Here is a 14,800-nt window from a genome sequence, read left to right as displayed (position 1 = left end):
GGATAAAATGGATCTGGCGAGTAAACTGTTTAAGGGCGACCGGGTGATATGGATCATCTTCATGTTCCTGTGTCTTATATCGGTGGTGGAGGTGTTCAGTGCGACCAGTACGATCGCTTATAAGAACGCGAATCACTGGGCGCCTATCGTACGGCACGCCACCTTTTTATTGGGAGGTTTCGTCATGGTATTGCTGTTGCATAATATACCGTGTCGCTTCTTTTCTGCGTTTATTATATTATTGCCGGTCTCGATGTTGATGTTGATCGTGACGCCCTTTATCGGCGTGGACGCTAATGATGCGCATCGATGGCTGGAAATCATGGGGATACAGTTCCAGCCTTCGGAGTTTGGGAAGCTGGCTTGTGTCGTGTTTGTCGCTTTCTTGCTCAGCAAACGGGGGAAATTAACGGAGAACCAGATTTTTAAGTATATACTGATTGGGGTAGGACTGACCTGTGTCTTGATTCTGCCGGAGAACTTTTCTACGGCGTTTATGCTATTCGGGGTTTGTTTCCTGATGATGTTTATCGGTCAGTTGCCATTTGGTAAGTTGGCGAAGCTGGCGGGTATCTTGATGTTGGCGTTGGTATTGTTCTTGGCGTTGCTTAAGTTTACGCCGGCCGCTATTACCCAGTATTTGCCGGATCGATTCGTTACTTGGCAGGGGCGTTTGGAGCGTTTCTTCGACGGGCATAAGGATAATTTGGATGAGAGTGGTACGTATAAGATAACCGATGATAATTATCAGGTAACCCATGCGAAGATAGCTATTGCCCGGGGAGGCGTATTTGGGCAGATGCCCGGACATGGCCAACAGCGTGACTTCCTGCCACAGGCGTATTCAGATTTTATCTATGCGATTATCATAGAGGAACTGGGTATCGTTGGGGGAATCTTTGTACTGTTGCTTTATATAATGTTGCTAGTGCGGGTTGGGATGATCGCCCGGAAATGTGATAAATCATTCCCGAAATTCCTAGTGTTGGGATGTGGGTTGCTGGTGGTAGTCCAAGCTTTGGCGAATATGGCGGTAGCTGTGAATTTAGTGCCCGTTACCGGGCAACCGATGCCGTTGGTGAGCCGGGGTGGTACGTCTACGCTTATTTCTTGTATCTATTTCGGGATCATATTGAGCGTAAGTCGTTTTGGAGCCAATATCGGAAATGAGGATGAGGAAGAGGAGGATACGGAGAATCCAGAGAATCCTTCCGACGAGCCATCCGGAGAGACAATAAATCAGGCGGTCGAGGGAGAGAGAGAAGATAATCCGCTATCGGCTGTCGAAACGATAACTGTAGAGTCAAAAGTATGAGAAAGTACCGGATCATAATAAGTGGTGGTGGTACGGGAGGCCATATCTTCCCGGCCATATCTATCGCTAATACTTTCAAGAAACGTTTTCCGGATGCGGAAATCTTATTTGTGGGGGCGGAAGACCGCATGGAAATGGATAAGGTTCCGGCAGCCGGTTATAAAATCGTAGGTTTACCGGTGAGTGGGTTTGATCGTGCCCACTTGATGAACAACGTGAAGGTCATGGTTCGTTTAGCGAAAAGCTTGCGCTTGGCGAGGAAGACGATCCGTGAGTTCAAGCCAGATATAGCGGTCGGCGTGGGCGGTTATGCCAGTGGACCGACTTTATGGATGGCGGCTTCGCAAGGTGTTCCCGCATTGATACAGGAGCAAAACTCGTATGCCGGTGTGACCAATAAGTTGTTGGCGAAGAAAGCGAGCAAGATTTGTGTCGCTTACGAGGGCATGGAGAAGTTCTTTCCGGCGGATAAGATCGTGATTACGGGAAATCCGGTGCGACAGGATTTGGAAGAGGCGCTGAGTAAGAAAGAGGAGGCGTTGGCGTTCTTCGGGCTTTCTCCGGAGAAAAAAACGATCCTTGTGGTAGGTGGTAGCCTTGGCGCACGGACGATTAACCGGAGTATTCAAGGGGATCTGGATAAGTTCTTCGCCTCGGATGTACAGGTTATTTGGCAAACCGGTAGGTATTATTACAGCGACGCTTCCAAGCATTTGAAGGCGTACCGGGGAATGCCGGTTTGGTGCTCAGACTTTATTACCCGTATGGATTATGCTTATTCAGCGGCCGATTTGGTGATATCCCGTGCGGGGGCTAGTTCTATCTCGGAACTTTGCTTATTAGGAAAACCGGTGGTCTTGGTGCCTTCGCCGAATGTGGCGGAAGATCATCAGACCAAGAATGCCTTGGCCTTGGTCCATAAGGATGCCGCCGTTATGATCGCCGATAAAGATGCGGAAAAGGATTTGGTGCCTACTGCCTTGAAGATAGTTCATGACGATGAACGTTTGTGTACGTTGAGCCGTAATATCGAGACCTTGGCGCAACGCCATAGCGCGGACCGTATCGTGGATGAGATTGTTAAGATTATAGATAAGAAATAAGGAATATGGATATAAATAAAGTGACAGCGGTGTATTTCGTAGGTGCCGGGGGCATTGGAATGAGTGCCTTGATCCGTTATTTCCTCGCTAAGGGAAAACGAGTGGGCGGATACGATAAGACCCCTTCCGATTTAACCGAGGAGTTGAAAAAGGAGGGAGCCGATATTCACTATGAGGATAATGTAGCTTTGATCGGGGAGGCGTTCAAGTCGCCCGATGATACGCTGGTGGTTTATACGCCGGCGGTCCCGGAGTCGCATACGGAATTGACCTATTTCCGGGCGCACGGTTTTGAGGTGATGAAGCGGGCACGTGTCTTGGGAGAGATCACGAAAAGCAGCCGGGGTTTATGCGTGGCGGGCACGCACGGCAAGACAACGACCTCTTCTATGCTAGCTCATTTGCTGAAACAATCGCCGGTGGATTGCAATGCTTTCCTCGGAGGAATCCTAAAGAACTACGAGAGTAATTTGATGTTGTCGGATACGAGCGACTTTACCGTGATCGAGGCGGATGAGTTCGATCGTTCTTTCCATTGGCTTACTCCTTATATGGCAGTGATTACTTCTGCGGATCCGGATCATCTGGATATTTACGGTACGGCGGAGGCTTACCGGGAGAGTTTTGAGAAATTTACCTCCTTAATTCGTCCCGATGGTTGTCTACTGATCAAGAAAGGAATCAACGTAACGCCCCGTTTACAGGAGGGTGTCAAGAAATATACCTATTCCGTTACGGAAATAGCGGACTTTTACGCTGAAAATATTCGTATTTGCGACGGAAATATTACCTTTGACTTCGTTGGTCCGGAAATCCGTATTCCTGATGTGGAATTAGGTGTTCCCGTAAAGGTTAATATAGAGAACGGGGTAGCGGCTATGGCGATCGCTTGGTTGAACGGAGTGAAACCTGAGGATTTGAAAAAGGGTATGGCTACATTTGCCGGACCTCGCCGCCGTTTCGATTTCCATTTGAAGACTGATCAAGTGGTATTGATCGATGATTATGCCCATCATCCGGCCGAATTGCGACAGAGTATCTTGTCGGTGAAGGAATTATATGCGGGTCGTAAGGTGACAGGTATTTTCCAGCCGCATCTATATACCCGTACCCGAGATTTCGCTGGAGATTTCGCTGCGAGTCTCTCTTTATTGGATGAGTTGATCTTGCTGGATATCTATCCGGCTCGTGAGGAACCGATTCCGGGGGTGAGCTCTCGGATCATTTTTGATAAGGTGACGATCCCTTCCAAGACGCTGTGTAAGAAGGAAGAGCTTTTGGACGTGGTTGCCGCCGGGAAATATGAGGTAGTATTAATGGTAGGCGCCGGCAATATCGACCGTTTGGTGGAGCCTGTAAAAGAGATTTTATGTAAACAAATAAGGAAACCGTGATCCGAATAATTTCCATAGTAGTAGCCACGTTGTTGTTCTGTTACATCGTGTTTGTGTCGTTTTTCTTTCGGGAAATACGTCAAGACTCTATTTGCCAAGATCTGCAAGTCGTGGTGAAAGACAGTCTGGATAAACACTTCGTGAGCGAGAGTGACCTTGTGTCTATACTGAAGAAAGCCGGGCTAGATCCGATCAAGCGGCCAATGGCTGACGTGAATACGGATCGGATAGAGACGGAATTGCTTAAGAATGAGATGATCGCCCAAGTGGAGGCGTATAAGACTCCTTCGGGGATTATCAAACTAGAGGTCATGCAAAAGATGCCTATCCTCCGGATTATGGGCGTAAGAGGTAGTTATTACGTGGATAATCTGGGAACCACCATGCCGATCAGTCGTCGGTATGCCGCACATGTGCCAATTGTGAGTGGATATGTGGAAAAAGAGCTTGCGGTGACCGACTTATACAAATTTGCATTATTTTTGCAAGAGAATGAGTTCTGGAATGACCAGATTGAACAAATCTATGTCTATCCGGATAATGATATAGAACTTATTCCAAGAGTGGGTAACCACCGGATCATGTTGGGTACTTTGGATGAATTCGAAGAAAAGCTTGCGAATTTAAAGCTTTTCTATGAACAAGCGATCCCTAAAGTGGGTTGGGAAAAGTACAGTATGATTAATTTAAAATATAAGAATCAGATTGTTTGTACTAAAAAATAGATGATATGGCATACACAGACTTTATAGCAGCTATTGACCTAGGTACCTCCCATATGGTAGGAATGGTGGGGACTAAGAATGCGATGGGCGCTCTTTCAATCATCGCCTACGAAGTTGAGAACTCCGGCACCTGCATACGAAGAGGATGTGTATATAACGTGAAGGAGACGGCGAGTAAGATAAAACGCTTGATCCTCAAGTTGGAGAATAAACTGGGGGGGACCAAGATCGGGCAGGTATATGTGGGACTGGGTGGCCAGTCACTCCGTTCTATCGAGCATACGGTTTGCAAGGTATTGGGAACGGAAGGAGTGGTCACGGAGGAGATCATAGACTCTCTTTATCAAGAGTGTAAGGATTATCGTCCGGATATGTTGACCGTTCTTGACGTGGTTTCTCCTTCCTATTTTTTAGATGATAAACCAGAGTCCAACCCGGTGGGTGTGCCTTGTAGCCGTATCGAGGCTCGTTACAAGTTGATTGTTGGACGTCCTTCCTTGAAATTAAATATTGTCAATAGCATCTCGGAACAAGCGAAAATCGAGATCGCCGGTATTCTGGTGTCACCCCTTGCGTTGGGAGATGTTGTCTTGAGCGACAATGAGAAGGACTTGGGTTGCGCCTTGATCGGTTTCGGTGCCGGCGTGACGACGATATCTGTCTATAAGGGTGGTAAGTTGGCCAGCCTTTCCGTTGTTCCCTTTGGAGGTAATTTGATAACAAAAGATATAACCAATCTCAGGGTCGTAGAGTCTGAGGCGGAACGCTTGAAGATCACTTATGGTAGCGCGAAAGCGGACCGGGATAATGATATGACCATCCAAGTGAGTTTAGCGGATGGAATGGGCTTGCGTGAGATTAAGCTGGCCGAGTTGAACGGCGTGATCGAGGCCCGTATGGATGAGATCTTAGAGAATGTATATGCTCGTCTGGAGGCTACAGGCTTGATGAGCGTTCTCGGTGCCGGCATCGTGATTACGGGTGGAGGCGCCGCTTTGAAGAATTTACCGGCTGTTATGAGCGAACGCTTGAAGATGGAGGTTCGCTATTCAGCGGTTCGCAAGGGGGTTGTCGCTAGTGGTGATTTAGTGGTTGCCAGCAATCCCGAATATGCGGTAGCCGTCGGCCTCTTGGCGAAAGGAACTAAGAATTGCGCGTTATATATTCCTCCTAAACCGGAGCCTAAGATTGAGCCGGTGGTTGAGACTGAACCGACAGTGGAACCGACTCCGGAACCGGAACCCGTCAAGGAGAAGCCGAAGAAAGAGAAGAAAAAAGGTCCCGGCTTGTTCGGGCGGTTGACAAAAGGAATCGATACCTTTGGTAAAACCCTCTTCGATGACGATGATAACGAGAGTAAATAACGTGATCTACGAATGTAATAAAACCGGAAGACAATGGACGATACAATATTAAATTTTAATTATCCTACGGATACTCCCAAAATCATTAAGGTGATTGGTGTTGGAGGCGGTGGCGGAAACGCTGTTACTCATATGTATAAGGAGGGCATACACGATGTTACATTCGTGTTATGTAATACGGATAATCAAGCCTTGAACCGTTCGGATGTTCCTATCAAGTTGTTGCTGGGACGTGAGATCACGCAGGGATTGGGCGCGGGAAATAAGCCGGAACGTGCGATGATGGCGGCCGAGGAGAGTCTGGACGATCTTCGAGGTATGTTGAACGACGGTACGAAGATGGTATTTATTACCGCCGGTATGGGTGGTGGTACCGGTACGGGTGCCGCTCCGGTTATCGCTCGTATCGCGAAGGATATGGGAATATTGACGGTAGGTATCGTAACCATTCCTTTCTTGTTCGAGGGTGAGCGTAAGATTATACAGGCCTTGAATGGTGTGGAGGAGATCGCGAAAAACGTGGATGCCTTATTGGTAATCAATAACGAGCGTTTGCGTGAGATTTATTCGGACCTTTCCGTGATGAACGCTTTCGGCAAGGCCGATGATACCTTGACGATCGCCGCCAAGAGTATCGCGGAGATCATTACGCTTCCGGGTATTATCAACCTCGACTTCGCCGATGTTAACACCACGATGAAAGATGGTGGTGTCGCTTTGATGAGTAATGGTTTTGGTGAAGGAGAAGGACGTGTTCGCCAAGCGGTGGAAGACGCTCTGAATTCTCCGCTATTAAGCAACAACGACGTAAAGAACGCCAAGAAAATCCTGTTCAACGTATATTTCAGCGAGGAAGCCGAGTTGCGCATGGAGGAGATGAACGACGTGCATAACTTTATGTCCGAGTTCAACCGTGATATAGAGGTTATCTGGGGTACTGCCGTGGATAATACATTAGGTAATAAAGTGAAAATGACGATCCTCGCTACTGGATTTACGATGGATGATATTCCATTGATCGCTGATAAACGCAGGAATGAAGCCGCTCAGATGACGGAAGAAGAATTGCGCTTAGAAGAAGAGCGAATCGAGAAAGAGCGTAAGGAGCGTGATTTGATTGGTAAATATTATGGTGCTTCCGCACAAAAGGCGGGTCGTTTTACCTCTCGTGCGAAAGCGGTAGTTTTGACTCAGGAAGAGTTGGACGATGATGCCTTGATCGCTTTGATAGAGGATAATCCGACTTATAACCGGGATCCGAAGATCGTGGCCCGTGCCCGTTCCAAAGTAGCGGGAGAGGATATTCAAGTATCGGCTCCGACAACGGCGAAGCAACCGGCTAACCAACCTCGCCAAGATTCTCAGCGGGGGGGTAAACAAGTGATCAGTTTCCGATAGTTAATAATATAATAAGGATATGGATTTATTTGAACAAGTCAGTGAAGACATTAAAAACGCGATGAAGGCGAAAGATAAAGTCGCCTTGGAGACATTGAGAAATGTAAAGAAATTTTTCTTGGAAGCGAAAACCGCTCCGGGAGCCAATGATACGCTGACGGATGCGGATGCCTTGAAGATCATGCAGAAGTTGGTGAAACAAGGGAAAGATTCCGCTACGATTTATGTGCAACAGGGCCGTCAAGACCTAGCGGATGTTGAGTTGGAGCAAGTAAAAGTGATTGAGAAATATTTGCCTCAACAAATGTCTGCCGAGGAATTGGAGAAAGAATTGAAAGCTATTATCGCTCAAGTCGGTGCCGCTGGCCCGAAAGATATGGGTAAGGTAATGGGTGTAGCCTCAAAAGCATTGGCAGGAAGAGCCGAAGGACGGATGATTTCCGAGACGGTTAAGCGTTTACTTAATTAATTGATTCATACGAAGACCGTACTAAGGGCATTCTGACAATTGCTCGTTAGAATGCCCTTGGTACGGTTTTCTCGTATATACCTTTTCCTTTGACAATTTAATTCTTTAGAAAACCATGATTACTTTTACATGTTGTCTGATAGCCCTTATCGTTGGATATTTTACGTATGGTAAATTTGTCGAGCGGGTGTTTGGCGTAGATCCCTCCCGGGTTACTCCTGCTTTCACGAAACAAGATGGTGTCGATTATATACCCTTGCCTACTTGGAAGATTTTCATGATCCAATTTTTGAATATAGCGGGTCTGGGACCTATTTTCGGCGCTATCATGGGGGCTAAATTTGGGGTAGCTTCTTTCCTTTGGATCGTATTGGGAAGTATATTTGCGGGCGCTACCCATGATTTCCTATCGGGAATGCTTTCGTTGCGGCATGATGGAGAAAGTCTTCCTGAATTGATCGGACGGTATCTGGGGAATAACTTTAAGCAATTTATGCGGGGCTTTACGGTTATCTTGATGATCTTGGTGGGTGCTGTTTTCGTAGCTGGGCCTGCAGGGTTGCTGGCTAAACTGACTCCGGAATATCTAGATGCTACGTTCTGGATTATCGTCGTGTTCATTTATTATATACTGGCTACTCTATTACCTGTTGATAAGATTATCGGAAAGATCTATCCATTATTTGCCATCGCTTTGCTATTTATGGCCGTAGGTATCTTGGTTATGTTATTTATTAACCAGCCGCCGTTACCTGAGATTACGGATGGACTTGGTAATACGCATCCGGGAGGCTTGCCTATTTTTCCGATCATGTTTGTTAGTATCGCTTGTGGCGCTATCTCTGGCTTTCATGCTACCCAAAGTCCATTGATGGCCCGTTGCATGAAAAGTGAGAAATACGCCCGTCCCGTATTTTACGGAGCGATGATTACCGAAGGTATCGTAGCCTTGATTTGGGCCGCCGCTGCTACGTATTTCTTCCATAATAACGGAATGGAGGAGAACAATGCCGCTGTCGTAGTAGACAGTATCACGAAAGAGTGGCTGGGCGCTGTCGGAGGTGTATTAGCGATACTGGGTGTGATAGCTGCTCCGATTACTTCTGGCGATACGGCTTTCCGCTCGGCTCGTCTGATTGTCGCAGACTTCCTGCATATGGAGCAAAAAACGGTGGCCAAACGTCTGATGATCTGTATTCCCATGTTTATCGTTGCGATAGGAATCTTATTATATAGTCAAAAAGATAAGGACGGCTTCGATATGATCTGGCGTTATTTCGCATGGAGTAACCAGACGTTAGCGGTATTTACCCTATGGGCCTTAACCGTATATTTGGTACAAGCAAAAAAATTATATGTGATAACCTTGATTCCCGCCTTATTCATGACGGCGGTATGTTCTACCTATATTTTTGTAGCTCCGGAAGGGTTTGGTCTTTCCTCCGGTTTTTCTCAACTTTTGGGGCTACTAGTTACATTGATCGTTTTCGGGATCTTCTTAGTCTGGAAAAGAAGGAAAGTATAAAAAAGGCTGGCTAAATGTAGGCCAGCCTTTTCTGTCGTTATTGTTCAAGTGAATTAAAGCACTTGTATGCCTTCCTCACGGGCTTGTTCCTCCCCGGAAGGAGTGATTAATTTATACCCCTTGCCGTGGATGTTGATGATCTCGATACCCGGATCGTCTTTCAACAATTTACGTAATTTCGTGATATAAACGTCCATGCTACGAGCGTTGAAATAGTTATCGTCTACCCAGATTGTCTTCAAGGCGTAGTTACGCTCAAGGATCTCATTTGCGTGGGCGCACAACAAGCTTAATAATTCGCATTCCTTCGTGGTAAGTTTTGTAACCTTGTCGCCGATAGCCAACGTTTGTTTTTGGGTATCGAACAAGAAGTTTCCTAACTTGTAGAAAGGAATATCTTTCATCTTCTTACCTTTCACACGGCGAAGGATAGCCTCGATACGAAGCAATAGCTCTTCCATGCTAAACGGTTTTGTCAAGTAGTCATCTGCGCCGATCTTGAATCCTTCCAAGATGTCTTCCTTCATAGTCTTGGCTGTAAGGAAGATAATAGGGATATCAGGATTGATAGAGCGAATTTCTTGTGCCAAGGTGAAACCATCTTTCTTTGGCATCATGACATCCAACACACAAAGATCGTATTTACCTTTGGTAAAACCTTTGTATCCGGCTTCTCCGTCAGAGAATAGGTCCGTTACATACCCTTTAGCTTGTAAGTATTCTCTTAAAAGCATTCCTAAATTCTCATCGTCTTCACAAAAGAAGATCTTTAGTTTTTCTTCCATAACTAACTTTTTATAAGAGGTAAAGTAATAATAAATTTTGTTCCAATGTTTCCCGCACCACTTTCGGCACGGATCGTACCTTTGTGGTCCTCAATAATTTTGCGTACGTAAGCGAGTCCGAGACCGAACCCTTTCACGTCATGTACGTTGCCTGTCGGTACGCGGAAGAAACGGTCGAATACCTTTTTCAGATATTCTTTCTTGATACCGATACCATTATCTTCCACGGAGATCAACAGCTTTCCGTTCTCGTTCCAAGTGCGTGCCATCAATGTAAGCGGAACTTCCGGGTGGCGGTATTTAACCGCATTATCCATCAAGTTGAACAATACATTGGTGATATGCATTTCATCCACATATATATCCGATTCTGTAGCTTGCAGGTCTATATCCATTGTACCGCCGTACTTCTCGACCTTTAAAACGAAGGTGTTAGCCACGTTCGCTACCAAATCATTCGCGTCAATTTCTTTCAATTTAAGCGCTGCTTTCTGTCGTTCGAACAAAGACATCTGTAGCACTTTCTCGACCAAGAAGCTCAATCGCTTCGTCTCGTCGTTGATTACGCCGGATATATGCTTGAATACGTCCGGACTCTTCGTTATATCCGAATCCTTCAACATCTGGGCGGCGAGCGAGATCGTGGATACCGGTGTCTTCAACTCGTGCGTCATGTTGTTGATAAAGTCGTTTTTCATCTCGGATAACTTCTTCTGACGGAATACGATGTAAATCGTGAAGACGAAGGTTATCAACAGGATCAATGAGAATATAACCGATGGAACGATGAAAGTAATAGAGCTTGAGATATAATCCCCTTTCGTCGGAAAATAAACTCTCAGGTAGTTTAGTTTCGATGGGGGATCGTTCGGGAAAAGCACTTGGGTGATCACGTCAGAGGCGATCGGTTGCTTTTGGAATTCTCCGCTCTGGTATACTACATTTCCATCTTTGTTAATAACAGAAAACACAAACGGCAAGTTCAAACCGTTGTTAATAAATTCTGTTTTTAAGTAATTGTTCAGCTTTTTAAAATCTATACGTTCCTCGATCGGCTTTAGATTCGCAGTGTATAAGATGTTGTAAATCACCTCCTCTATCAGTCCACCTTGGTACTGGTAACGTCTTTTTAGTGTCTTCTGTAAATCTTTAGATGTGTTTACGATGCTGTTGGCAGACTGCCGTTTTGACAAGGAAGAGAGCGGCTCGAACTTATGGGCGCTAAAACTTTGCATCTCTATTTGTTGAACGGTTCCATTAGAATCCTTGATCTGTAATTGGTATTTCTCATGGTTGATCACTTGTCCTAGGCTTTGGGCATCCGGGGCATTTTGATACATGAAATTTGTCTCATCCCGGTTGATATCATCCTCGAGGTATTTACGGGTCTCATCCAATTCCAGATTCTTAGATACTTGGCGCAGGCTTCTTTTGACAGTCTCATTGAACTGTTCGCTGCGTGTCTTAAGTATAATGCTCACATAGTTTACCTGTAGGTATAATAACCCGGCGAAGGCAAAAGCCATAACTACCGCAAGCAACCAAATTGTCGACTTCCTCATATCAATATCTTTCTCTTAATATTGCAACAAATAACGTATGTTTTAGTTTAATATTTACACAAAAAAGGTAAAAATAATCCGTTTAAAATGTTAATAATACTTTGTGGGCATAGAGGATATATGTTAGCTAAGCATTGAAACTCCGCTGTTAATGCGCTAGTTAGCGTTATTTTATCCTAAGTTTTTTATATATTATCCTAAGTAAAAACAAGTCCGGTGCGTTTTTTGTTGCGTACGGACTTTATAAAGTCTCCACTTAGGGGATTAAAATCGATGTCCCGGAGGAGGACCCATCGGACCTCTTCCCCGTCCGCTTCTACCCGGCGTTTTCACGTCGCTGGCACTGGCTCCGCCTTTGAAGATGCTGAACCGATAGATGAAGTGTACCATGAAATAACTGCCTAGCGTGTTATATTCTGAGTCTTGTATATAGCTAGCGGTAATGGAACGGGAGATATTGCTTCGTTGTTGCAGGATATCGTAGATCTTGAAACGGAGCGTCCCTTGGTTATTCTTTAAGAAAGACTTGGAGGCTGAGGCATTCCATAGGACTTCGTTCTGTTTGAATCCGTCCCCGTAGCCAGAGTTGGTAGACCAGTTCACGTCACTCTCTATCTTGAAATTGAGGGGCAGATAGATTGTCGTGTAACCGCCGGCTCCGTAATTGAAGGTGTTTTGGTTATTTTCCTTTTGCAGGGAGTTGCTGGTGGCATTGTAACGAATATTCCCGTTTACGCCCAGATCCAGATAAGAGGAGCGGAAGTCGATACCACCACGTTCGGACAATATGAGATTCCGGTTCGTATTCTTCTCCTCGTTGATATATCCGTTGCTATTAGCGAACGAGGCCATTGTCATGGAGTTGATGGAGAATTTCTTATTCTTCAAGGGGGTATTCAACATCATACGGACGTTGCCACTATAGTTGCCATTTACGTTTTTGTAAGTGGTGGTCTTTACACCTGTCTCTTGGTTATAAGAGGTATAACTTACGATATCGTTGATGATATAACTACCGTTTGCCATGATCATAAAGGCCCGTTGTTTCTCCGGTGTGAACTGTTGGAAACGAATAAATACGTTGTTCGTATAGCGGGGATTCAAATCCGGGTTACCGATCGTGATATTCGTCGGGTCCGAGATATCCGCTACCGGTTGTAATTGAGTCATGCTCGGTTGGCTGGTACGGCCATTATACATGATACGAAGATTCGTACGCTTATCGAACATATAGTTGAATTGAGCCATCGGGGAGAGGTTGACCACCTTACGGGTTATCTTGGATAAGGTCGTGTCGCCAACGAAATTCTCGCTGCTGGAATAGGATGGGTCCAGATTCAAGCCGATCGTGTAGTTGAACTTTGCCCGTTGAGACTTGAAGCTCAAGCTGGCCCGCTGGCTGATAAAGTTATTGCGATAGCTTTGGCTGTAGGCGGAATCTAATACATTATATATACCATCAGCGTCTTGGTTGTAAACATTCTTCAAGGCTTCTTGTTTCCGTTGGCTGATGCTATAAGTGGCTTGGATGAAATTATTATGCCCGATCGGTTCTACCCACGATACGTAGGCCCGGTAATTGAAACCTTTGTTGTCGTAACGTGAGCGCTGGTCGATAATGCTATTCTTCAAGGCATCAGTCTGGTTGAAATAAACGATGTCGGAACGGTTCATGCCGTCACTGTACGAATCGCTATTGCCTCCAGAAAGGGTGGCGCTGAACACACGTCCTTTGTTATTCAGCTTACGGCTGAAATCGATGCTGGCATTTAGGTTGTACCCGTTACTTTCCGAGTAATTACTGGATTTGTTGGTATTGACCGTATCCCGTTCGTTATCCAAGGTGGTAGCATCACTGAAATTGTCGTTCATGCTGTGGCTGAAGCTGAAACTCGGGCGGAAGATAAGTTGAGTCATCGTATCCGGTTTCCATTCCAAGCGAAAGTCTACGCCAAAGTTATCGCTCTTCGTACGGCTCATCGCCTCGCTATTATCATAGGAGGAACTATCTCCGGGAAGGATATTCTGCCGATCACTCTTGCTGCGAGCATCATTGTCGGAATGGGAATAACGAGTATTTCCCCCAAGAGTTAGTTTATCCGGCTTGAATTCCTTGCTGAAGTTCAAACCTGCGTTTCCGGAAGAGGTGATACCGCTACCCGCTCCGAAACCTCCTCGTCGGCCTCCACCGCCTCCCATACCGGAGAACATTGTTGAGGCTAGATCGGAAAAGCCCATATTATTCGTGTTATTCGCTCCCCCCATGAACGTGATCTGGTCATTATTCACGAAACGATTGACCATGGCGTTGCCTTCATACCGATCTTTACTTCCGTATCCACCATATGCGTTGCCAAACCAACCTTGCTTCATGCCGGGTTTCACGGTTAGGTTGATGACGGTCTCTTCCTCTCCATCGTCGAAGCCGGTCATTTGGGCCATATCGCTTTTCTTATCAAGTACCTGTAATTTATCGATCATCTTGGCTGGAAGATTCTTGGAGGCCACTTTCGGGTCATCGGAGAAGAACTCCTTTCCGTCCACCATTACCTTTTTCACCTCTTTTCCATTGACGGTGATCTTGCCTTCGCTATCTACCTCCACACCGGGCATCTTTTTCAATAAATCCTCCAAAACGGAGCCTTCGGTTACTTTATAAGAATCCGCGTTGTATTCCACAGTGTCGTTGCGAACGGTAACCTCGGGTGCCTTACCTATAACTACGGCTTCTCCCAACTCGATCGCTCCGTCGCTTAATTCAAGTTTACCTACGTTTACGGGGTTTTTCTTTCCGGTGATTTGCAAGGGTTGGTACAATGGATCGTATCCGATGAATGTGATGTGTAGTAAATAACTTCCTTTCTTTACGTTTTTCAAGGTAAAACTACCATTACGGGCGCTCACCACACCTCGTACCATGGCACTGTCTTTTACGTTCAGCAATCGTACCGTTGCTTGCTCGATGGGGGTATCACTACCTTGCTCAACGACAGATCCGGTAACATTAACACCGCTTTGCTGTGCGAAAGCCATCGGTGAAAAAAGGATCATCAACAACATCAAAAGGCACTTTCCCGATTTCATAACTATATGGATTACATTGTTTACAATTACGAAAAGATAGACATGGTTCATTCAAAATAGTTTAATATAACTTTTA

At 45.7% G+C, this 14,800-nt stretch carries 11 protein-coding genes; 8 read left to right on the top strand and 3 right to left on the bottom strand.

What is annotated here, in order from left to right:
• The first annotated feature begins 7 nt into the window (after positions 1 to 7).
• The 8 genes from BDI_RS12445 to BDI_RS12410 all read left to right on the top strand — a co-directional run bounded on the left by BDI_RS12445 (position 8) and on the right by BDI_RS12410 (position 9,293).
• Complete coding sequence (locus BDI_RS12445) at positions 8 to 1,315, top strand: FtsW/RodA/SpoVE family cell cycle protein (RefSeq protein ID WP_005861371.1); 1,308 nt, start codon at positions 8 to 10, stop codon at positions 1,313 to 1,315.
• On the top strand, positions 1,312 to 2,418 hold the full coding sequence (murG, locus tag BDI_RS12440; protein ID WP_005861373.1) for an undecaprenyldiphospho-muramoylpentapeptide beta-N-acetylglucosaminyltransferase: 1,107 nt from the start codon (positions 1,312 to 1,314) through the stop codon (positions 2,416 to 2,418). The genes BDI_RS12445 and murG overlap by 4 nt, the downstream gene beginning before the upstream one ends.
• 5 nt (positions 2,419 to 2,423) lie before the next feature.
• Positions 2,424 to 3,812, top strand: coding sequence for a UDP-N-acetylmuramate--L-alanine ligase (murC, locus tag BDI_RS12435; RefSeq protein WP_005861375.1), 1,389 nt, complete (start codon positions 2,424 to 2,426; stop codon positions 3,810 to 3,812).
• Complete coding sequence (locus tag BDI_RS12430; protein WP_005861378.1) at positions 3,809 to 4,537, top strand: cell division protein FtsQ/DivIB; 729 nt, start codon at positions 3,809 to 3,811, stop codon at positions 4,535 to 4,537. Before murC ends, BDI_RS12430 begins: the two co-directional genes overlap by 4 nt.
• A gap of 5 nt (positions 4,538 to 4,542) precedes the next feature.
• Entirely contained in the window at positions 4,543 to 5,901 is a 1,359-nt protein-coding gene (gene ftsA, locus BDI_RS12425; protein ID WP_011966868.1) for a cell division protein FtsA, read from the top strand.
• A 33-nt stretch (positions 5,902 to 5,934) separates the two neighbouring features.
• Positions 5,935 to 7,299, top strand: coding sequence for a cell division protein FtsZ (gene ftsZ, locus BDI_RS12420; protein WP_005866974.1), 1,365 nt, complete (start codon positions 5,935 to 5,937; stop codon positions 7,297 to 7,299).
• A 19-nt stretch (positions 7,300 to 7,318) separates the two neighbouring features.
• Positions 7,319 to 7,768 (top strand): GatB/YqeY domain-containing protein, encoded by a 450-nt coding sequence (locus BDI_RS12415; RefSeq protein ID WP_005861384.1) that lies wholly within the window; start codon positions 7,319 to 7,321, stop codon positions 7,766 to 7,768.
• Between the two features lie 115 nt (positions 7,769 to 7,883).
• Positions 7,884 to 9,293: a carbon starvation CstA family protein gene (locus BDI_RS12410; RefSeq protein WP_005861386.1), complete on the top strand. Its 1,410-nt coding sequence runs from the start codon at positions 7,884 to 7,886 to the stop codon at positions 9,291 to 9,293.
• 53 nt (positions 9,294 to 9,346) lie between these two features.
• Here BDI_RS12410 and BDI_RS12405 read toward each other — a convergent pair whose 3' ends face one another.
• From BDI_RS12405 to BDI_RS12395, 3 genes are all read right to left on the bottom strand, one after another.
• Entirely contained in the window at positions 9,347 to 10,078 is a 732-nt protein-coding gene (locus tag BDI_RS12405; RefSeq protein ID WP_005861388.1) for a response regulator transcription factor, read from the bottom strand.
• A gap of 2 nt (positions 10,079 to 10,080) precedes the next feature.
• On the bottom strand, positions 10,081 to 11,640 hold the full coding sequence (locus tag BDI_RS12400; protein ID WP_011966867.1) for a sensor histidine kinase: 1,560 nt from the start codon (positions 11,638 to 11,640) through the stop codon (positions 10,081 to 10,083).
• A 264-nt stretch (positions 11,641 to 11,904) separates the two neighbouring features.
• Complete coding sequence (locus tag BDI_RS12395) at positions 11,905 to 14,724, bottom strand: TonB-dependent receptor (protein ID WP_036629142.1); 2,820 nt, start codon at positions 14,722 to 14,724, stop codon at positions 11,905 to 11,907.
• Positions 14,725 to 14,800: the final 76 nt, after the last annotated feature.

Origin of the sequence: Parabacteroides distasonis ATCC 8503 (genome assembly GCF_000012845.1) — a bacterium.
GTDB classification, from domain to species: domain Bacteria; phylum Bacteroidota; class Bacteroidia; order Bacteroidales; family Tannerellaceae; genus Parabacteroides; species Parabacteroides distasonis.
Note: the sequence above shows the minus strand (reverse complement) of the source record. Positions and strands in the feature narration are given on the sequence as shown.

What these genes read in the sequence shown, in the direction of transcription:
- BDI_RS12445 (WP_005861371.1), top strand. Translation starts at nt 8, where the DNA reads ATGGATCTGGCGAGTAAACTGTTTAAGGGCGACCGGGTGATATGGATC.
- murG (WP_005861373.1), top strand. Translation starts at nt 1,312, where the DNA reads ATGAGAAAGTACCGGATCATAATAAGTGGTGGTGGTACGGGAGGCCAT.
- murC (WP_005861375.1), top strand. Translation starts at nt 2,424, where the DNA reads ATGGATATAAATAAAGTGACAGCGGTGTATTTCGTAGGTGCCGGGGGC.
- ftsA (WP_011966868.1), top strand. Translation starts at nt 4,543, where the DNA reads ATGGCATACACAGACTTTATAGCAGCTATTGACCTAGGTACCTCCCAT.
- ftsZ (WP_005866974.1), top strand. Translation starts at nt 5,935, where the DNA reads ATGGACGATACAATATTAAATTTTAATTATCCTACGGATACTCCCAAA.
- BDI_RS12415 (WP_005861384.1), top strand. Translation starts at nt 7,319, where the DNA reads ATGGATTTATTTGAACAAGTCAGTGAAGACATTAAAAACGCGATGAAG.
- BDI_RS12410 (WP_005861386.1), top strand. Translation starts at nt 7,884, where the DNA reads ATGATTACTTTTACATGTTGTCTGATAGCCCTTATCGTTGGATATTTT.
- BDI_RS12405 (WP_005861388.1), bottom strand. Translation starts at nt 10,078, where the DNA reads ATGGAAGAAAAACTAAAGATCTTCTTTTGTGAAGACGATGAGAATTTA.
- BDI_RS12400 (WP_011966867.1), bottom strand. Translation starts at nt 11,640, where the DNA reads ATGAGGAAGTCGACAATTTGGTTGCTTGCGGTAGTTATGGCTTTTGCC.
- BDI_RS12395 (WP_036629142.1), bottom strand. Translation starts at nt 14,724, where the DNA reads ATGAAATCGGGAAAGTGCCTTTTGATGTTGTTGATGATCCTTTTTTCA.